Below are 19,812 nucleotides of genomic sequence, written 5' to 3'. Positions count from 1 at the left end.
GGTCCTTAAAAGCCTTGCCTATGCCAAATTCACGACGGCCGGGCGCGCGGCCCCTTCCGTCTGCGATTGATGCCCGAACCAGGCGATTTGATGATGCAGTTCCACCACTTCGCCAATCACCAGCAGCGCCGGCAGCGGCGCCCGTTGGGCCAGATGTTCCAGTTGATCCAGCGTGCCGATCTGCACCTGCTGATCGGCGCGCGTGCCGCGACTGATCACCGCCACCGGCGTATCGGCAGCGCGGCCGTGGGCGATCAGGCGTTGGCTGATGTCCGCCGCCTTCATGGTGCCCATGTAGATAGCCAGCGTCTGCCGCGCCCGGGCCAGATCGGCCCAGTCCAGGCCATCGCCGTCGGGGCGGCAGTGGCCGGTGATAAAGGTCACGCTCTGCGCGTGGTCGCGGTGCGTCAGCGGAATGCCGGCGTAGGCGGTCGCCCCCGCAGCGGCCGTGACGCCCGGCACCACCTGGAACGGAATGCCGGCGGCGGCGGCTACCTGCAGCTCTTCGCCGCCCCGGCCAAAGATGAACGGGTCGCCGCCCTTGAGGCGCACCACGCGTTTGCCCTGCTGCGCCAGCTCCACCAACAGCCGGTTGGTCTCTTCCTGGATCACCGAGTGCGCGCCGGCGCGCTTGCCCACGCAGATGCGCTCGGCGTCGCGGCGCACCAGATCGAGGATCTCGCCGCTGACCAGATGGTCATACAGCACCACGTCCGCCTGCTGCATCACCTGCAGCCCGCGCAGGGTCAACAGCCCCACGTCGCCCGGCCCGGCGCCCACCAAGGCTATCTCACCCTGCGCGCCTTCATCGCCTGCGGCGAAGCTTTGCAAATCCTGCTCAAGCTGCCGCTCCGCCTGCGCCGTCTGGCCGTTGGCCACCAGCGTGGCGAAACGGCCGCCGAAGGTTTTCTCCCAGAAACGGCGACGCTCGCCGATCGAGGCCAGCCGCTGTTTGACCTGGCCGCGCCAGCGGCCCGCCACCTGCGCCATCTGCCCCAAACTGGCGGGCAGCAGCGCCTCCAGCTTTTCGCGCAGCAACCGCGCCAGCACCGGCGCCTGGCCGCTGGACGATACGGCCACCACCAGCGGCGAGCGATCGATGATCGATGGGAAGATAAACGAGCAGCGAGGCTGGTCGTCCACCACGTTGGCCAACACCCGGCGTTTATCCGCTTCGGCGAACACCGCGGCGTTCAGCGCGTTGTCGTCCGTGGCGGCGATCGCCAGAAACACGTCGTCCAGCTGCGGCGGGTCAAAGGTTTTCCCCAGCCAGAGCAGTTGCCCTCGCTGACGTTGTAGTTCCAGTTCCGGTGAGAGCGACTGCGCAACTATCCGTATTTCAGCCCCGGCGCGCTGAAGCAGATCGACTTTGCGCGCAGCCACGTCACCGCCGCCAACGACCAGCACCGGACGTTGTTTCAGATCGGCGAATATTGGTAGATAGTCCACAACAGCCTTTTCATATAACAGAAAGATAGTGTGACTATACGGGCTGAGATTTAGCCTCTGAAATGACGAAAAGGAATGATTAGTTCCTTTATGGAATATAGGCCGCAACGCCAGAGGCAAACGGTGATAACTGCGGCGGCGGTTTGCGCATTCGCGCGAAAATTAAGAGACGGGGAAATTGTGTAATGCCGCCCGGCGTCTCATACTGGGTGCCGCAGAAAAATGATCGGCAGCGCCGATAGCAAAGAAGGATTTTTCGGTATGTTTTCCCGTTTTTACCTGAAGACCAGCCTGCTGGCCCTCGCACTCGGCGGCGTCTTCAGCGTTTGTGCCGCACAGCCCGCAAAAGACGCGCCAATGGGCCGTTTCGCCGCCGAACAGACCCGCCACATCGCCACTTACTTCCCCGGCCGCATGGCGGGCAGCCCGGCCGAATTGCTCACCGCCGACTACCTGAAGCAGCAGTTCAGCAAGATGGGTTACCAAAGCGACATTCGCAGCGTCAACACGCGCTATCTCTACACCAGCAAAGACGGCAAGAAGAACTGGAACAACGTCACCGCCAGCTCGGTGATCGCCGCCCGCAACGGCGACAGTCCGAAACAGATAGTGATCGTCGCCCACTTCGACACCTACACGCCGCAGAGCGACGAAGATCTGGATAACAACCTCGGCGGCCTGACGCTGCAGGGCGTCGACGACAACGCCTCCGGCATCGGCGTAATGCTGGAACTGGCGGAGCGCCTGAAGAGCATCCCCACCGCCTACGGCTTGCGCTTCGTCGCCACCAGCGCCGAAGAGCTCGGCTCGCTGGGCGCACAGAACTACCTGCAGCGCATGAGCGCGGAAGAGAAAAGCAACACCGTGCTGGTGATCAACCTCGACAGCCTGATCACCGGCGATCGTCTGTACTTCAACGCCGGGCGCAACACGCCGCCGCAGATGGCGAAACGCTCCCGCGATCGCGCGCTGGATATCGCCCATCGCTACGGCATCGCCGCCGCCAGCAATCCGGGCAGCACACAGCATCCGAAGGGCACCGGCTGCTGCTCCGATCAAGAGGTGTTCGATGCGGCGGGCATCCCGGTGCTGTCGGTGGAGGCCACCAACTGGTCGCTGGGCGACAAGGACGGCTACCAGCAGCGCGCCGTCAGCCCGCACTTCCCGCAGGGCATCACCTGGCACCGCCCGCAGTATGACAACCTGCAGTACCTGGATCGCTACCTGCCGGGGCGGATCGACAAACGCAGCCGCGACAGCGTGCAGATCCTGCTGCCGCTGATCAAAGAGCTGGCGCAGGCGCACCCGCCGAAAGCACAGAAGAAAAAGTAGCCCGCAAAAAAACAGGGCCCAGCATTGCTGAGCCCTGTCGTGTGATTCGCCTCGTTTAGCCTTCGTGCAGGCCGCACTCGCGCTTCAGCCCGAAGAAACGCGTCTCTTCCTCGCTCATACCCGGTTCCCACTTCTGGGTGGTGTGGGTATCGCCTACCGACAGGTAGCCCTGCTCCCACAGCGGGTGATAGCTCAGCCCGTGCTCGGTCAGATACTGGTAAATCTTGCGGTTGTCCCAGTCGATGATCGGCAAGATCTTGAACACCCCGCGCTGCACCGCCAGCACCGGCAGATTGGCGCGGCTGCCGGACTGCTCGCGCCGCAGGCCGGCGAACCAGCTCTGTGCCCCCAGCGTCTCCAGCGCGCGGTTCATCGGCTCAACCTTGTTGATCTGGTTGTACTTTTCAATCCCTTCCACGCCCTGTTCCCACAGCTTGCCGTAGCGCGCCTCTTGCCAGGCGGGAGACTGTTCGGCGCGGAACACCTGCAGATTCAGCTTCAGCTGGTCGGTCAGTTGATCGATAAAGCGGTAGGTTTCCGGGAACAGGTAACCAGTATCGGTCAGGATCACCGGGATATCCGGCCGGATGCGCGTCACCAGGTGCAGACATACCGCCGCCTGAATGCCGAAACTGGACGAGAGTACGAACTCGCCGGGCAGATGCTCCAGCGCCCATGCAACGCGTTGTTCGGCGCTGAGGGTCTCCAGTTGGCCGTTGACCACCGCCAATGCCAGCGCCTGCCCGGATTTGGGCAACGCGTTCAGCGCCGCCAGAACGAATTCAGCCATGTTGTCTCTCCTGCTACTTGAAATTACCTGTACGGCCCCTCTGCCCAGGGGCCGCCCGGTCTCACTCCCAGAAATCCCGCGCCGGATCCAGTACCGGTTTGACGATGCCCGCGCGAACGGTGAAGTCGCCGAAGCCTTCGCCGGCGTTGCGCTCCTTCGCCCAGCGCCCCACCAATAGGTCGATCTCGCCCAGGATCTCGTCTTCGTTGATGTTCTCGCGGTACATGCGCGGAATGCGCGTGCCTTCGCGGTTGCCGCCCAAATGCAGGTTATAGCGGCCGACCGCCTTGCCCACCAGCCCCAGCTCCGCCAGCAGCGCGCGGCCGCAGCCGTTCGGGCAGCCGGTGATGCGCAGCACGATATGCTCGTCGCCCACCCCGTGCCGATGCATGATCCCTTCCACCTTGGTGACGAACTGCGGCAGGAAGCGCTCGGCCTCCGCCATCGCCAACGGGCAGGTCGGGAACGATACGCAGGCCATCGAGTTCTTGCGTTGCTCGCTGATCTCGTCATCGATCAGGCCATGATCGCGCGCCAGGGATTCGATCTTCGCCTTCTCGCTTTCCGGCACGCCGGCGATGATCACGTTTTGGTTCGCCGTCAGACGGAAGTCGCCTTTATGGATCTTGGCGATCTCCGCCATGCCGGTCTTCAGCGGGCGCCCCGGATAGTCCAGCAGGCGGCCGTTCTCGATAAACAGCGTCAGGTGCCACCGATCGTCGATGCCCTTCACCCAACCGATGCGATCGCCGCGGCCGGTGAATTCATACGGCCGGATCGGCGCGAAGGTGATGCCGGCGCGCTTTTCCACTTCGGCGCGGAAAACGTCCACCCCGACGCGCTCCAGCGTGTATTTTGTTTTGGCGTTCTTGCGATCGGTGCGGTTGCCCCAGTCGCGCTGCGTGGTCACCACGGCCTCCGCGACCGCCAGCGTATGTTCGAGCGGAATGTAGCCGAACTCGCTGGCCTGGCGCGCGTAAGTTTTCTTGTTGCCGTGCTCGATGGACAACCCGCCGCCCACCAGCAGGTTGAAGCCTACCAGCTTGCCGTTTTCGGCGATCGCCACGAAGTTCATGTCGTTGGCGTGCAGATCGACGTCGTTCTGCGGCGGGATCACCACCGTGGTTTTGAATTTGCGCGGCAGATAGGTCGGCCCTAGAATCGGCTCTTCGTCGGTAGTGGCCACCTTTTCCTGATCCAGCCACACCTCAGCGTAGGCGCGGGTGCGCGGCAGCAGGTGTTCGGAGATCTTCTTCGCCCACTCGTAGGCTTCCTGATGCAGCTCGGACTCCACCGGGTTGGAGGTGCACAGCACGTTACGGTTCACGTCGTTGGCGGTCGCCAGCGCGTCCAGCCCCAGGCGGTTCAGCAGCTGGTGCACCGGTTTGACGTTGCCTTTCAGAATGCCGTGAAACTGGAAAGTCTGGCGGTTGGTGATGCGAATGCTACCGTACAGCGTGCTCTCCTGCGCGAACTTGTCGATGCCCAGCCACTGCTGCGGGCTGATGATGCCGCCCGGCAGGCGGCAGCGCAGCATCATGGCGTGGCGCGGCTCCAGCTTCTGCTCGGCGCGTTCAGCGCGAATATCGCGGTCATCCTGCTGATACATGCCGTGAAAACGGATCAGCAGGAAGTTGTCGCCGTTGAAGCCGCCGGTCAGGCCGTCGTTCAAATCTTCGGCGATGGTGCCGCGCAGGAAGTGGCTCTCCTTCTTCATGCGCTCCGCATCGGCCAGTTTGCCTTCGACTACCAAAGGCCCGGGGTGTTTATCACTCATCAGTAAACATCTCGCTGATAACGGCGCTCAAGGCGCAGCTCACTTAAAAATTCATCCGCCTGCTCGGTATCCATGCCACCGTGCTCGGCCACCAGTTCCAGTAATGTGTTTTCCACGTCTTTCGCCATGCGATTGGCATCGCCGCAGACGTAAATGTGCGCGCCTTCCTGAATCCAGCGCCACACTTCCGCGCCCTGTTCGCGCAGTTTGTCTTGTACGTATATTTTATGTTGTTGGTCGCGGGACCAGGCCAGATCGATGCGGGTCAGCAGGCCGTCTTTCACGTAGCGCTGCCATTCGACCTGATACAGGAAATCTTCGGTAAAGTGCGGGTTGCCGAAGAACAGCCAGTTCTTGCCGCCGGCGCCGTCGGCGTCGCGCTGCTGCATAAAGGCGCGGAACGGCGCGATGCCGGTGCCCGGACCGATCATGATCACCGGCGCTTCCGGATTGGCCGGCAGGCGGAAGTTGTCGTTGTGTTCGATAAACACCCGCACGTCGCCGTCTTCCTCCAGGCGATCCGCCAGGAAGCCGGAGGCGCCGCCGCTGCGGGCGCGCCCGTCGATATCGTAACGCACCACGCCCACGGTGATGTGCACTTCGCTTTCGTTCTCCGCCTGCGAAGAGGCGATGGAGTACAGGCGCGGCGTCAGCGGGCGCAGCAGGCCGACCAGCTGTTCGGCGCTCAGATCCGCCGGCGCCTGACGCACCATGTCGACGATCGGCGTGTTGTGCGCATAGCGCTGCAGCGCGGCTTTATCCGCCAACAGGCCGATCAGCGTTTCGTCGCGCGACAGCGCGGCGTATTTATCGACGATCGGCGTGGTGTTCTGCGTCAGTTCGAAATGGCTGCGCAGCGCCTGCGCCAGCGGCAGGGTTTGCCCTTCCACCTCGACCGGCTCGTCGCCTTTCAGCCACAACAGCTGCACCAGTTCGTCCACCAGCGCAGGATCGTTGTCGAACCATACGCCGAGCGCATCGCCCGGCTGATAGCGCAGGCCGGAGTCGCCCAGATCGATCTCGATATGGCGCACGTCTTTATCCGACGCGCGGCCGGTAATTTTCTGATTGACCGCCAGTTGGGCGGTGAGCGGCTGTTCCTTGCTGTACGGGCTGCTGTCGATCAGATCGACCGCGCCGCTGGCCAACACGCCCGGCGCGGCGCTTTCCGCCGGCGCGCGCGCTTTCAGCACCGATACCACCTGTTTACGCCAGGCGGCGGCCAGTTCCTGGTACTCCACGTCGGCGTCCACGCGCTCCACCAGGCGCTCGGCGCCCAGCTCGGCCAGCTTGCCGTCGAAATCTTTACCTGACTGGCAGAAATTCTCATAAGAGGTGTCGCCCAGCCCGAACACCGCAAAAGCGGTATCATTCAGCTTCGGCGCCTTCTTCGAGAACAGGAATTTATGCAGCGCCACCGCTTCTTCCGCCGGTTCGCCCTCCCCCTGCGTGGAGGCGACGATCACCAGCAGGCGCTCTTGGGCTATCTGCTTGAACTTGTAGTCGCCGGCGCTGATCAGCGTGGCGCTCAGATTGGCGGCCAGCAGATCGTCGCGCAGCTGCTCCGCCAGGCGGCGCGCATTGCCGGTCTGCGAAGCGGAAATGATGGTGATGCCGGCGGCAGCCGCAGGGGCGACAGGCGCAATGGCCACGGCTCCGGGCTGTTGATTGACCATGCCCCAAAAATAGCCGGACAGCCACGCCAGCTGCGTCGGCGAATAGTCGCCGATCGTCGCCTGCAGGCGCGCCAGCTGTTCGGGCGTCAGCGGGAGCAAAGATGTTGGAGGAGCCTGAGTCGTCATTGCAGTACTTATTTCCTATACTTAGCGCCTTTCCTGCCAGGCGCGCGCCAGTGTCAGTCGCTGTCTCTTCGCTGCGTCGGGTGTGCGGAAAAGATCAGGAGAGTTTGTAAGGTTACCGAGCAGAATAGCAACGATTAAATAAGGGATAGCAATAAATCATAACCAAAATGACTAAGCTGTTTTTCTGGTAAGGGATAACGCTTAAACCGTTAAACAAAGTTTTTTATCCAGATGAAATTAAAGCGCTTTTTTTCATCGTTTTTTCACCGTTCAACATTTCGGCTCATTACCCCAGCCGATAGGTGCCGCAAACACCAAACAAAAAAAGTGTTAACCGGGCGCGGTTATCGCGGCGCTAGACCATAACGGTATAAATGGCAAGCAGACGCGCTTTCCGGTACTATGCGGCGGTTTTTGAGTCAATGAGGCCGTAATAATGGCAACCACGCTGTTTAAAGATTTTCAGTTTGAAGCCGCACACCGTTTGCCGCACGTGCCGGAGGGCCATAAATGCGGCCGCCTGCATGGGCATTCGTTTATGGTGCGTCTGGAAGTGACCGGTGAAGTGGACCCCCACACCGGTTGGGTGATGGATTTCGCCGAGCTCAAGGCTGTGTTTTCCCCGATCTGGGAGCGGTTGGATCACCATTATCTGAACGATATTCCAGGATTGGAAAATCCCACCAGCGAAGTGCTCGCCGCCTGGATTTGGCAGCAGCTCAAGCCCCAGTTGCCGGAACTGACTGCGGTGATGGTGAAAGAGACCTGTACTGCGGGATGCGTATATAAAGGTTAAAAGAAAGGGCGCCGCAAAGGCGCCCTGATTTTAGGCGATGTTCAGATACTTGTGGGTCTGCATCGACAGCCGCCAGTTGCGCGCGATGCAGGTTTCGATGCACAGGCGGGTCGCCTCTTCTTTCTGGCTGATCGGCTGCAGCGCAATAATCCGTGCCTTGTCGTCCTGCAGCGTCGCCAGCAGCGCGTCCAGCGCCTCGATGTCGCGCTCGCGCGCCACCGGATGCTTCACCTCATCGGCGCGCCGCAGCGCCTGATCCAATACCTTCATGCCGCCGCGCATATTCACCTTTGGCGAAACCGTCACCCAGGTTTTGGCAGAACAGCGAATGTCGTGGGTGCCGCTGGTCTCAATCTGGCAGCCGTAGCCATGCTGTTCGAACAGCTCGGTCAGCGGCGTCAGATCGTAGATGCAGGGTTCGCCGCCGGTGATCACCACATGGCGCGCGGTGTAACCTTGTTGGCGCATCACCGCCAGCAGCTGCTCGGCGCCGGCATTGCCCCAGGCGTCGCTTTCCTCTGTTTTGACCAGGATCCGTTGCAGGTCGACTTCCCGATTGGCTTCCTTTTCCCAGGTATGTTTGGTATCGCACCAACTGCACCCTACCGGGCAGCCCTGCAGGCGGATAAAAATGGCCGGCACGCCGGTGAAAAAGCCTTCGCCCTGCAAGGTTTGGAACATCTCATTGATCGGGTACTGCATCAGTTTCTCAATCTGGAAAAGTAAAAAGCGATTATCGCAGATTCCGGCCCGCCGACCAAACGGCCAAAATTGTATTAAATTTTATTCTCCGCGCCGCCGCCAGCATATCCCACCGCCAATGGCGCTCATTTAATTTGTGAGTCGGGCTTTGGCCTTTCATCCACGGTGCAACCTGCCCCACAGAAAACAACACGCAATTAACAAATAAGATAATTATATTTGACATAAAGCGCCGACGCGCAGATGTATATACAAGCAAACACAAGCCGAGCGCCAGTTTCGGCCACGCTCCATCCATCACGACTACATCTGCGTTTAGAGGGTGCCATGACTCATTCCACCAGCGAGTTGAACATTCAGCAGGCCATCGACGACAGCAAGTTTTCGCTGTTTCACTGGACCCTGATCATTCTCGGATTCCTGATCCTCGCCATCGACGGTTTCGATACCGCCGCCATGGGCTATATCGCCCCCTCGCTCGCCAAAGACTGGGGCATCGTCAAACAGGATCTGGGGCCGGTGCTGAGCGCCGCGCTGCTGGGGCTGTCGCTCGGCGCGCTGATCGCCGGGCCAATCTCCGATCGCATTGGCCGCAAGCGCGTGCTGGTGTTTTCCTGCCTGTTCTTCGGCCTGTCGAGCCTGGCCACCGCCTACGCCGGCTCGCTCAATAGCCTGACGCTGTGGCGTTTCCTCACCGGCCTCGGGCTGGGAGCGGCGATGCCCAACGCCATCACGCTGATCTCCGAATACGCGCCGCAGCGCTGCCGTTCGCTGGCGATCAACACCATGTACTGCGGCTTTCCGCTGGGCGCGGCCGGCGGCGGTGCCATTTCATCGTGGCTGATCCCGAGCTACGGCTGGCACAGCGTGCTGTTGCTCGGCGCCATTGCGCCGCTGGCGTTGACGGTCTTGCTGATCCTGCTGCTGCCGGAATCGGTCAAATATATGGTCAACCGCGGGCAAGATGCGGCGAAGATCAAGCGCATCGCGCAACGCTTCGTCAGCCAGAGCCTTGACGGCGTGACGCGTTTTTATCTATACGAAGAGAAGCTGACGCAGGCCAAGACCAGCGTCGGCCTGCTGTTCAGCCGCCCTTACCTGCTCGGCACGCTGATGCTGTGGGTGACCTACTTCATGGGGCTGGTGATCTACTACGTGTTGCTGAGCTGGATGCCAATCCTGATGCAGGGGCTGGGCTATCAGCTGGAACAGTCGGCGATGCTCACCTCGCTGTTCACCTTTGGCGGCACGCTCGGCATCCTGGTAGCCGGCTGGCTGATGGATCGCTGGAATGCGCACAAGGTCGTCTCGAGTGGCTTTGTCGTCACCGCCCTGCTGATCGTGGCGATGGCGACCGAAGACGAGCAGATCGTGTTGCTGGGCGCCTTCATCTTCCTGATGGGCGTCACCATGAACGGTGCGCAGTCCGGGCTGCAAACGCTGGCGGCCACCTTCTACCCCACCCACAGCCGCGCCACCGGCATCGCCTGGATGCAGGGCATCGGCCGCTTCGGCGGCGTCGCCGGCACCATGATGGGCGCCCAACTGCTGGCGATGCAATGGGAAGTGCAGAGCATCCTGATGTTCCTGTGCGTACCGGCGCTGATCGCCGCCATCGCCACGGTATGCAAGATGAGCCGCAAGCCGATGCTGCAACCGGCCGCCTGAGCCTGGCAAGCCCGCCCACGGCGGGCTTTCTTCCCGCGGTGATAGGGCTTGTTTATCCTCCGTCGCCAACTGTAATCAGTCTGTAAAAATATTGTGACTAGCAGCCCAAAAATGAGTCATTTTTAATTCATTTTTGCCGAACAGCTCACTTTTCTCCGGCTTTTCGTACCTGAGTCCGGCGATAAAAAACCGCATATCAACCTGATATAAAAAGAAAATAACTTTTTCTTATGCCACTTTTCAACGGCAACTGGTCAGTGTTGCATATGCTTGTACATACAAGTATATGTTAATAAGCCCTACGCATTGTTATGCCGTGGTACTCATCCCCACCGCGGCATGGAATCTGCACCGATACTGTTTGAGGAAACTGCTGTGACTACAAATAACAAAGTTCGCAATGTCGATGTACGCGCGCCACGCGGCACACAATTAAACGCAAAAAGCTGGCTGACCGAAGCGCCGTTACGCATGCTGATGAACAACCTCGATCCTGAAGTTGCGGAGAACCCACACGAGCTGGTGGTGTACGGCGGCATCGGCCGCGCCGCACGCGACTGGGATTGCTACGACAAGATCGTCGAAACCCTGAAAACGCTGGAAGAAGACGAAACCCTGCTGGTGCAGTCCGGCAAGCCGGTCGGCGTCTTCAAAACCCACAGCAACGCCCCGCGCGTGCTGATCGCCAACTCCAACCTGGTGCCGCACTGGGCGACCTGGGAACACTTCAACGAACTGGACGCCAAAGGCCTGGCCATGTATGGCCAGATGACCGCCGGCAGCTGGATCTACATCGGCAGCCAGGGCATCGTTCAGGGCACCTATGAGACCTTCGTCGAAGCGGGCCGCCAGCATTACGCCGGCAGCCTGCAGGGCCGCTGGGTACTGACCGCCGGCCTGGGCGGCATGGGCGGCGCGCAGCCGCTGGCCGCGACGCTGGCGGGCGCCTGCTCGCTGAACATCGAATGTCAGCAGAGCCGCATCGATTTCCGCCTGAAAACCCGCTACGTCGATGAGCAGGCCAAAGATCTGGACGACGCGCTGGCTCGCATCAAAAAATACACCTCAGAAGGCAAAGCCATCTCCATCGCCCTGTGCGGCAACGCGGCGGAAATCCTGCCTGAGCTGGTTCGCCGCGGCGTGCGCCCGGACATGGTCACCGATCAGACCAGCGCCCACGATCCGCTGAACGGCTACCTGCCGAAGGGCTGGAGCTGGGAAGAGTATCGCCAGCGCGCGCAAACCGAGCCGGCCAAAGTGGTCGCCGCCGCCAAACAATCGATGGCCGATCACGTCAAAGCCATGCTGGCGTTCCAGCAGATGGGCGTGCCGACCTTCGACTACGGCAACAACATTCGCCAGATGGCGAAAGAAACCGGCGTCGACAACGCCTTCGACTTCCCGGGCTTCGTGCCGGCCTACATCCGTCCGCTGTTCTGCCGCGGTATCGGGCCGTTCCGCTGGGCGGCGCTGTCCGGCGATCCGCAGGACATCTACAAAACCGACGCCATGGTGAAAGAGCTGATCCCGGATGACGAGCACCTGCACCGCTGGCTGGACATGGCGCGCGAGCGCATCAGCTTCCAGGGCCTGCCGGCGCGCATCTGCTGGGTTGGCCTCGGCCAGCGCGCCAAGCTGGGCCTGGCGTTCAACGAGATGGTGCGCCGCGGCGAACTGTCCGCCCCGATCGTCATCGGCCGCGACCACCTGGATTCCGGCTCCGTTTCCAGCCCGAACCGTGAAACCGAAGCGATGAAAGACGGCTCAGATGCCGTTTCCGACTGGCCGCTGCTGAACGCGCTACTGAATACCGCCAGCGGCGCCACCTGGGTTTCCCTGCACCACGGCGGCGGCGTCGGTATGGGCTTCTCCCAACACTCCGGCATGGTGATCGTCTGCGACGGCACCGACGAGGCCGCCGAGCGCATCGCTCGCGTCCTGCACAATGACCCGGCTACCGGGGTCATGCGTCACGCCGACGCCGGTTACGATATCGCTATCGACTGCGCCCGTGAGCAAGGCCTGAACCTGCCGATGGTTGCCGCGACCCAAGGAGAAAAAGCATGAAAGCGCTGACTATTCGCCCTGGCAAACTGACGCTGGCCCAGCTACGCGACGTCTATCAACACCCGGTGACGCTGACGCTGGACGACAACGCCTACGCCCCAATCCAGCAGAGCGTGGCCTGCGTGGAACGCATCGTTGAAGAAAACCGCACCACTTACGGCATCAACACCGGATTTGGCCTGCTGGCTTCGACGCGCATCGCCCGCGACGATCTGGAAAACCTGCAGCGTTCGATCGTGCTGTCACACGCCGCCGGCGTGGGCGAGCCGACCGACGACAACCTGGTGCGCCTGATCATGGTGCTGAAGATCAACAGCCTGTCGCGCGGCTTCTCCGGCATTCGTCTGGAAGTCATTCAGGCGCTGATCGCGCTGGTCAACGCCGAAGTTTATCCACATATTCCGCTGAAAGGCTCCGTCGGCGCCTCCGGCGACCTGGCGCCGCTGGCGCACATGAGCCTGGTGCTGCTGGGCGAAGGCCAGGCGCGCCATCAGGGCCAATGGCTGCCGGCGACCGAAGCGCTGGCTAAAGCCGGCCTGAAACCGCTGACGCTGGCGGCAAAAGAGGGCCTGGCGCTGCTGAACGGCACCCAGGTCTCCGCCGCCTTCGCGCTGCGCGGCCTGTTCGACGCGGAAGACCTGTTCGCCGCCGCGACCGTGGCGGGCAGCCTGACGGTGGAAGCGGCGCTGGGCTCCCGCAGCCCGTTCGATGCGCGTATCCATGAGGTGCGCGGCCAGCGCGGCCAGATCGACGCCGCCCTCGCCTATCGCCACCTGCTCGGCGCGCGCAGCGAAGTCTCCGACTCGCACCGCAACTGTGAAAAAGTGCAGGATCCTTACTCCCTGCGCTGCCAACCACAGGTAATGGGCGCCTGCCTGACGCAGATCCGCCAGGCCGCCGAGGTGCTGGAAATTGAAGCCAACGCCGTCTCCGATAACCCGCTGGTGTTCGCCGAACAGGGCGACGTGCTGTCCGGCGGCAACTTCCACGCCGAACCGGTAGCGATGGCCGCCGATAACCTGGCCCTGGCGTTTGCCGAAATCGGTTCGCTGTCCGAACGCCGCATCTCGCTGATGATGGACAAGCACATGTCGCAGCTGCCACCGTTCCTGGTGGAGAACGGCGGCGTGAACTCCGGCTTCATGATCGCCCAGGTGACCGCCGCAGCGCTGGCCAGCGAAAACAAAGCGTTGGCGCACCCGTCGAGCGTCGACAGCATTCCGACCTCCGCCAACCAGGAAGACCACGTTTCCATGGCGCCGGCCGCCGGTCGTCGCCTGTGGAGCATGGCGGACAACGTGCGCGGCATTCTGGCGGTTGAATGGCTGGCTGCCTGCCAGGGCCTGGATTTCCGCAACGGCCTGAAGACCTCGGAAGGTCTGGAGCAGGCACGCCGTCTGCTGCGCGAGCATGTCAGTTTCTACGACAAGGATCGTTTCTTCGCCCCCGACATTGAAGCCGCCAGCCAACTCTTGGCGGCCGGTCACCTGACATCGCTGCTGCCTGCGGCGCTGCTGCCTAGCCAGGCATAATCATCACACACTGAATCACGCAGTTTGTTCTGCCCCGCCGGGTGCGTTCCACCCGGCGCGGGCAGCGCGTGCCTGTTCGGCAAACACTTAACGGGAAGCAACATGCGTAACGAAACGACACAACTCAGACGCGGACTAAACGCGCGGCACATCCGTTTCATGGCTCTCGGCTCGGCGATCGGCACCGGCCTGTTCTACGGCTCCGCCGGCGCCATCCAGCTGGCCGGCCCGGCCGTGCTGCTGGCCTACCTGGTGGGCGGCGCGGCGGTGTTCATGGTGATGCGCGCGCTGGGTGAAATGGCGGTGCACCAGCCGGTTTCCGGCTCGTTCGGCCACTACGCCAGCCACTATCTCGGCCCGCTGGCCGGGTTCCTCACCGGTTGGACCTACACCTTCGAAATGGTGATCGTCGCCCTGGCGGACGTCACCGCCTTCGGCATTTATATGGGGCTGTGGTTCCCGGAGGTCGCCCAGTGGGTCTGGGTACTCAGCATCATTCTGTTTATCGGCGCGCTCAACCTGTGCAGCGTCAAGGTGTTCGGTGAGCTGGAGTTCTGGCTGTCGCTGGTCAAAGTCGCCGCCATCGTGGCGATGATCGTCGGCGGCGCGGCGGTGATGCTGTTCGGCTTCGGCCAAACCCAGCACGCCACCGGTATCAGTAACCTGTGGCAGCACGGCGGCTTTATGCCTAACGGCATCGGCGGCGTGGTCGCGTCATTGGCGGTGGTGATGTTCGCCTTCGGCGGCATCGAGATCATCGGTATTACCGCCAGCGAGGCAAAAGACCCCGCCAAAGTGCTGCCGAAAGCGATCAACGCCGTGCCGGTGCGCATCCTGCTGTTTTACGTGCTGACGCTGACGGTGCTGATGGCGATCTATCCGTGGAACAGCATCGGCCAGAACGGCAGCCCGTTCGTGGAGATCTTCAGCAACCTCGGCATCAGCTCCGCCGCCAACGTGCTGAACGTGGTGGTGATCACCGCCGCTATCTCGGCCATTAACAGCGACATCTTCGGTGCCGGCCGCATGATGTACGGCATGGCGCAGGACGGCCAGGCGCCGCGCAGCTTCACCAAACTGACCGCCGGCGGCGTGCCGTGGATGACGGTGCTGGTGATGTCGATCGCCCTGCTGCTGGCGGTGGTGCTCAACTACCTGATCCCGGAGAAAGTCTTCATGATCATCGCCTCGATCGCCACCTTCGCCACCGTCTGGGTGTGGCTGATGATCCTGCTGTCGCAGATCGTCATGCGCCGCACGCTGTCGCCGGAGGAAACCCGTCAGCTGAGCTTCCCGGTGCCGTGGTGGCCGGTGGCGCCGGCATTGGCGACCGCCTTTATGGCATTTGTCATCGGCCTGCTCGGCTACTTCGAAGAGAGCCGCATCGCGCTGTACGTCGGGCTGGTGTGGATCGCTTTACTCACCGTGGCTTACTGGCTGTGGGTGCGCAAGAAAGGCGGCGGCTCGCCGGTGAGCGCGGCAACGCAGCAGATGTAACGCTCGCTTCTGATAAAACCCGCTGCGGCGGGTTTTTTATTGCGCTTTTGGCCAAACGCCGGCCATAAAAAAACCCGCCGCAGCGGGTTTTTATTCAGCAACCGAATCGGTCGAACTTACTGGCCTTTAACTTCTTTCAGGCCGTTGAACGGCGCACGGTCACCCAGCGCTTCTTCGATACGGATCAGTTGGTTGTATTTGGCAACGCGGTCAGAACGGCTCATGGAACCGGTTTTGATCTGGCCAGCCGCAGTCCCTACCGCCAGGTCGGCGATGGTCGCGTCTTCGGTTTCACCGGAACGGTGAGAGATCACCGCGGTGTAGCCAGCGTCTTTCGCCATCTTGATAGCAGCCAGCGTTTCGGTCAGAGAACCGATCTGGTTGAATTTGATCAGGATGGAGTTAGCGATGCCTTTCTCGATGCCTTCTTTCAGGATCTTGGTGTTGGTAACGAACAGATCGTCGCCCACCAGCTGGATTTTGTCGCCCAGAACTTTGGTCTGGTAAGCGAAGCCCGCCCAGTCGGATTCATCCAGGCCGTCTTCGATAGACACGATTGGGTACTGTTTGGTCAGGTCTTCCAGGAAGTGAGTGAACTCTTCGGAAGTGAAGGCTTTGTTGCCTTCGCCGGCCAGCACGTATTTACCGTCTTTGTAGAATTCGGAAGCCGCACAGTCCATCGCCAGAGTCACGTCTTTGCCCAGCTCGTAGCCCGCCGCTTTTACCGCTTCAGCGATAACCGCCAGCGCTTCGGCGTTGGAACCCAGGTTTGGCGCATAGCCGCCTTCGTCGCCCACGGCGGTGTTCATGCCTTTGGCTTTCAGGACTTTCGCCAGGTGGTGGAATACTTCAGAACCGATGCGCACCGCTTCTTTCAGGGTTTTCGCGCCAACCGGCTGAATCATGAATTCCTGAATGTCGACGTTGTTGTCAGCGTGCTCGCCGCCGTTGATGATGTTCATCATCGGCAGTGGCATGGAGAATTTGCCTGGGGTGCCGTTCAGTTCAGCGATGTGCTCGTACAGCGGCATGCCTTTAGAGGCTGCGGCCGCTTTCGCTGCTGCCAGGGAAACCGCCAGAATGGCGTTGGCGCCGAAGTTGGATTTGTTCTCGGTGCCGTCCAGATCGATCATGATCTTGTCGATGTTCGCCTGGTCTTTGGCATCTTTACCCAGTACTGCCTGAGCAATCGGACCGTTTACTGCAGCAACGGCTTTCAGTACGCCTTTACCCAGGAAACGAGACTTGTCACCGTCACGCAGTTCCAGCGCTTCGCGGGAACCGGTAGAAGCACCTGACGGCGCAGCAGCCAGGCCTACGAAACCGCCTTCCAGATGAACTTCGGCTTCAACAGTCGGGTTACCGCGGGAGTCGATGATTTCACGACCGATGACTTTAACGATTTTGGACATTAGGTTTTCCTCAGTACAAGTTAAACTAAAACTCCAGACAAACAGCGCGCGGTTCTCACCGCGCGCCGCCTACCAAATATTTTATTTTACCTGGCGCTTCTGATGCTCGCCTGCGGCTTTCACGAAGCCGGCGAACAGCGGATGCCCATCACGCGGCGTAGACGTAAATTCCGGGTGGAACTGACAGGCTACAAACCACGGGTGATTCGGCAGTTCAATGATCTCGACCAGCTTGTTGTCGGCGGAACGACCGGCGACACGCAGCCCTGCGGCTTCGATCTGCTTCAACAGCATGTTGTTAACTTCGTAACGGTGACGGTGACGCTCGACAATGGTCGGTTCGCCGTACAGCTGACGCACCAGGCTGTTGTCGCTCAGGTTGCACTGTTGGCCACCTACGCGCATCGTGCCGCCCAAATCGCTTTCTTCGCTGCGCACTTCGACGTTGCCGTCTTCGTCGCGCCATTCGGTGATCAACGCCACCACCGGGTACTTACAGTCTGGCATAAACTCGGTGGAGTTGGCGTTTTCCATGCCCGCCACGTTGCGAGCGAACTCCATCAACGCCACCTGCATGCCCAGGCAAATGCCCAGGTAAGGAATGTTGTTCTCGCGCGCATAGCGTGCGGTCATCACTTTGCCTTCCACGCCGCGGTAGCCGAAGCCGCCCGGGATCAGGATCGCATCCAGCCCTTTCAGCACTTCCACGCCGCGGGTTTCCACGTCCTGCGAGTCGATCAGCTTGATGTTCACGGTCAGACGGTTTTTCAGCCCGCCGTGCTTCAGCGCTTCGATCACCGACTTGTAGGCGTCCGGCAGCTCAACGTATTTGCCGACCATACCGATGGTCACTTCGCCGCCCGGATTGGCTTCTTCGTAGATCACCTGTTCCCATTCGGCCAGGTTGGCTTCCGGTGCGTTCAAGCTGAATCGTTTACAAATATAATCGTCCAGCCCCTGAGATTTCAATAGGCCTGGGATTTTATAAATAGAATCAACGTCTTTCAGAGAGATAACCGCTTTTTCCGGCACGTTGCAGAAAAGCGCGATTTTAGCGCGTTCGTTAGCAGGAACCGCGCGATCGGAACGGCAAATCAGCACATCCGGCTGAATACCGATGGAAAGCAGTTCTTTTACGGAATGCTGGGTTGGCTTGGTTTTCACTTCGCCGGCCGCCGCCATGTACGGCACCAGCGTCAGGTGCATGTATAGGGTGTGCTCACGGCCCACTTCTACCGCCATCTGACGGATGGCTTCGAGGAACGGCAGCGATTCGATATCGCCGACGGTGCCGCCGATTTCCACCAGCACCACATCGTGGCCTTCGCCACCTTCGATGATGCGCTCTTTGATCGCGTTGGTGATGTGCGGAATGACCTGCACGGTCGCACCCAGATAGTCGCCGCGGCGTTCTTTACGCAGCACGTCGGAGTAGATGCGGCCAGTGGTGAAGTTGTTGCGACGCGACATTTTGGTGCGGATGAAGCGCTCGTAGTGACCCAAATCCAAATCGGTTTCTGCGCCGTCTTCGGTGACGAAAACTTCCCCATGCTGAATCGGGCTCATGGTGCCCGGATCCACGTTGATGTACGGGTCCAGTTTCATGATGGTAACGTTGAGGCCACGGGCTTCAAGAATAGCCGCCAGAGAGGCTGCGGCAATGCCTTTACCCAGAGAGGATACGACCCCGCCGGTCACAAAAATATAATTAGTTGTCATGCTGAACCTGAGAGTTTAGGTTTAAAGACGATGGAAGAACCAGGACGGGAAAGTAGTATACCCGAACCTCTCCTGACCTACAAACGATCGTTTTGCTGTCCATCATCTCGGCCGCCCTCCCGTGTTCATCAGGGTTTACTCCGCCGGCGCCGCATAAACCCTTCAGATAAAACAAAGAGTTAGCGGAGAAATTTTCTTTTTACCGCCCCTCTCGAGCGATAAAACGCCTTAGATTTCAATTTGTTGGCCTTTTGCTGCCGACGGCAGCCCTGCGCCTGTGACCTGACCGCAAGCTTAACCGTTTCAGCCTGAGTGAACCTTGTCGGCGATCAACATTGTAGCGGCGGTTCAGCTTCCCTAAACCCGATTAGCCTGGGATCGAAGCGCATCGGGTTAACGACTGATGTAGAGCATGCGTTCAGGCATATCAACAATCACACGATGACCCCGCATAAAGCCCATTCCCAGCAGACCATCAAAACCCAGCGCCTCAGACGTTGGGCCTTCGGTAACGATGGCCAAATCGTTGTGATGCCGGCCCCGGCGATCGGTCAAGGTGAATCTGGTCACTCGGCAATCCAGATTCTCGGCCTCAGGCTCAATGGAACGACAGCCGGAAAACAAGAGGCCAGCCGGCAAGCCTGCGGCAAACAAAAGAGAATGGCTGGCGCCGGTATCAACAATCAGGCGCAACGGTTTATTGCCAACGAAGGCCGTCACGCTCAGCCCCTCATCGGTCTGTTCGAATGGATATGAAGCCCATATTGCAATGTCTGAAGGCAGATGAGTCAACATTTGCAAGCGGTCGTTTTCGAAATCCATCAGCACCTTTCGATCGCGGAACAACCCAAGCCCCATCACTTCACTTACCGGCAGCTCGTTTCCCAGGCTGAGTCCCCAGGGCTTAAAACTCACCACTTCGACGTCGTTAAACGGGATATAGCCAATAAACAGCCGACTAATCCGCCAGGCAGGCACCTGATTTTCACCGCCAGAGAGATCTCTCAACCGCCGAGGCGCCAGCCGCACCGCCTTCAGACTCGGTTGCGCGACCAGACGCTCCAGATCGTGTTGATAAAGGTGTATCCCTTCTGCGCTGCCGGTATCCAGCATGAGCGTGTGTAAACGGTTATCGATCTGCACATCGACTAATGGCAGCCTGCGTTCATCATACCGCAGCCGCCCAACATCAGCAGGAGGAGACGCCATGCTGAAACCGGGGAAAAAACATGCTAAAAGCATTAGCCTCTTGATCATGACGCCACCTTC

The 19,812-nt window shown here is 60.5% G+C and carries 14 protein-coding genes; 6 read left to right on the top strand and 8 right to left on the bottom strand.

The annotated features are described in order from the left end of the window. Window positions 1–18: 18 nt before the first annotated feature. A complete protein-coding gene (gene cysG / locus C3F38_RS06045) occupies window positions 19–1,449 on the bottom strand; it encodes a siroheme synthase CysG (protein ID WP_038871905.1) in 1,431 nt (476 codons plus the stop codon). 261 nt (window positions 1,450–1,710) lie between these two features. Here cysG and C3F38_RS06040 point away from each other — a divergent pair, with 261 nt between their 5' ends. After that, window positions 1,711–2,781, top strand: coding sequence for an aminopeptidase (locus C3F38_RS06040; protein WP_047730792.1), 1,071 nt, complete (start codon window positions 1,711–1,713; stop codon window positions 2,779–2,781). 55 nt (window positions 2,782–2,836) lie between these two features. Here the strand turns inward: C3F38_RS06040 and C3F38_RS06035 are convergent, their stop codons facing one another. From C3F38_RS06035 to cysJ, 3 genes are all read right to left on the bottom strand, one after another. Further along, window positions 2,837–3,571: a phosphoadenylyl-sulfate reductase gene (locus tag C3F38_RS06035; RefSeq protein WP_055316081.1), complete on the bottom strand. Its 735-nt coding sequence runs from the start codon at window positions 3,569–3,571 to the stop codon at window positions 2,837–2,839. 61 nt (window positions 3,572–3,632) lie between these two features. Then, complete coding sequence (gene cysI, locus C3F38_RS06030; RefSeq protein WP_048232662.1) at window positions 3,633–5,348, bottom strand: assimilatory sulfite reductase (NADPH) hemoprotein subunit; 1,716 nt, start codon at window positions 5,346–5,348, stop codon at window positions 3,633–3,635. Further along, window positions 5,348–7,150, bottom strand: coding sequence for an NADPH-dependent assimilatory sulfite reductase flavoprotein subunit (gene cysJ, locus C3F38_RS06025; RefSeq protein ID WP_055316080.1), 1,803 nt, complete (start codon window positions 7,148–7,150; stop codon window positions 5,348–5,350). Before cysJ ends, cysI begins: the two co-directional genes overlap by 1 nt. Window positions 7,151–7,586: 436 nt before the next feature. Here cysJ and queD point away from each other — a divergent pair, with 436 nt between their 5' ends. Then, the gene (gene queD, locus C3F38_RS06020) at window positions 7,587–7,946 is read left to right on the top strand and encodes a 6-carboxytetrahydropterin synthase QueD (protein WP_004932638.1); all 360 of its coding nucleotides are present in this window, start codon (window positions 7,587–7,589) and stop codon (window positions 7,944–7,946) included. 30 nt (window positions 7,947–7,976) lie between these two features. Here the strand turns inward: queD and queE are convergent, their stop codons facing one another. After that, on the bottom strand, window positions 7,977–8,648 hold the full coding sequence (queE, locus tag C3F38_RS06015; protein WP_047728915.1) for a 7-carboxy-7-deazaguanine synthase QueE: 672 nt from the start codon (window positions 8,646–8,648) through the stop codon (window positions 7,977–7,979). Between the two features lie 327 nt (window positions 8,649–8,975). On the opposite strand from queE, the gene C3F38_RS06010 reads away from it, so the two are divergent. The 4 genes from C3F38_RS06010 (at window position 8,976) to C3F38_RS05995 (ending at window position 15,412) form a co-directional block, all read left to right on the top strand. After that, complete coding sequence (locus C3F38_RS06010) at window positions 8,976–10,316, top strand: aromatic acid/H+ symport family MFS transporter (RefSeq protein ID WP_055316079.1); 1,341 nt, start codon at window positions 8,976–8,978, stop codon at window positions 10,314–10,316. A gap of 375 nt (window positions 10,317–10,691) precedes the next feature. Continuing rightward, window positions 10,692–12,383, top strand: coding sequence for a urocanate hydratase (gene hutU, locus C3F38_RS06005; RefSeq protein ID WP_055316078.1), 1,692 nt, complete (start codon window positions 10,692–10,694; stop codon window positions 12,381–12,383). Then, window positions 12,380–13,915, top strand: coding sequence for a histidine ammonia-lyase (hutH, locus tag C3F38_RS06000; RefSeq protein WP_019455102.1), 1,536 nt, complete (start codon window positions 12,380–12,382; stop codon window positions 13,913–13,915). Before hutU ends, hutH begins: the two co-directional genes overlap by 4 nt. Window positions 13,916–14,017: 102 nt before the next feature. After that, window positions 14,018–15,412, top strand: coding sequence for an amino acid permease (locus tag C3F38_RS05995; protein WP_038873550.1), 1,395 nt, complete (start codon window positions 14,018–14,020; stop codon window positions 15,410–15,412). Window positions 15,413–15,528: 116 nt separating this feature from the next. Here C3F38_RS05995 and eno read toward each other — a convergent pair whose 3' ends face one another. From eno to C3F38_RS05980, 3 genes are all read right to left on the bottom strand, one after another. Next, window positions 15,529–16,824: a phosphopyruvate hydratase gene (gene eno, locus C3F38_RS05990; RefSeq protein WP_038873548.1), complete on the bottom strand. Its 1,296-nt coding sequence runs from the start codon at window positions 16,822–16,824 to the stop codon at window positions 15,529–15,531. Between the two features lie 81 nt (window positions 16,825–16,905). Further along, window positions 16,906–18,543 (bottom strand): glutamine hydrolyzing CTP synthase, encoded by a 1,638-nt coding sequence (pyrG, locus tag C3F38_RS05985; protein ID WP_004932674.1) that lies wholly within the window; start codon window positions 18,541–18,543, stop codon window positions 16,906–16,908. Between the two features lie 393 nt (window positions 18,544–18,936). Beyond that, window positions 18,937–19,800: a hypothetical protein gene (locus C3F38_RS05980; protein WP_038873546.1), complete on the bottom strand. Its 864-nt coding sequence runs from the start codon at window positions 19,798–19,800 to the stop codon at window positions 18,937–18,939. Between the last annotated feature and the right edge of the window lie 12 nt (window positions 19,801–19,812).

Source organism: Serratia sp. SSNIH1 (assembly GCF_002935055.1).
Taxonomy (GTDB): Bacteria; Pseudomonadota; Gammaproteobacteria; order Enterobacterales; family Enterobacteriaceae; genus Serratia; species Serratia nevei.
Note: the sequence above shows the minus strand (reverse complement) of the source record. Positions and strands in the feature narration are given on the sequence as shown.

Coding starts and splice junctions, on each gene's coding strand:
- C3F38_RS06040 (WP_047730792.1), top strand. CDS start 1,711: ATGTTTTCCCGTTTTTACCTGAAGACCAGCCTGCTGGCCCTCGCACTC.
- C3F38_RS06035 (WP_055316081.1), bottom strand. CDS start 3,571: ATGGCTGAATTCGTTCTGGCGGCGCTGAACGCGTTGCCCAAATCCGGG.
- cysI (WP_048232662.1), bottom strand. CDS start 5,348: ATGAGTGATAAACACCCCGGGCCTTTGGTAGTCGAAGGCAAACTGGCC.
- cysJ (WP_055316080.1), bottom strand. CDS start 7,150: ATGACGACTCAGGCTCCTCCAACATCTTTGCTCCCGCTGACGCCCGAA.
- queD (WP_004932638.1), top strand. CDS start 7,587: ATGGCAACCACGCTGTTTAAAGATTTTCAGTTTGAAGCCGCACACCGT.
- queE (WP_047728915.1), bottom strand. CDS start 8,648: ATGCAGTACCCGATCAATGAGATGTTCCAAACCTTGCAGGGCGAAGGC.
- C3F38_RS06010 (WP_055316079.1), top strand. CDS start 8,976: ATGACTCATTCCACCAGCGAGTTGAACATTCAGCAGGCCATCGACGAC.
- hutH (WP_019455102.1), top strand. CDS start 12,380: ATGAAAGCGCTGACTATTCGCCCTGGCAAACTGACGCTGGCCCAGCTA.
- C3F38_RS05995 (WP_038873550.1), top strand. CDS start 14,018: ATGCGTAACGAAACGACACAACTCAGACGCGGACTAAACGCGCGGCAC.
- eno (WP_038873548.1), bottom strand. CDS start 16,824: ATGTCCAAAATCGTTAAAGTCATCGGTCGTGAAATCATCGACTCCCGC.
- pyrG (WP_004932674.1), bottom strand. CDS start 18,543: ATGACAACTAATTATATTTTTGTGACCGGCGGGGTCGTATCCTCTCTG.
- C3F38_RS05980 (WP_038873546.1), bottom strand. CDS start 19,800: ATGATCAAGAGGCTAATGCTTTTAGCATGTTTTTTCCCCGGTTTCAGC.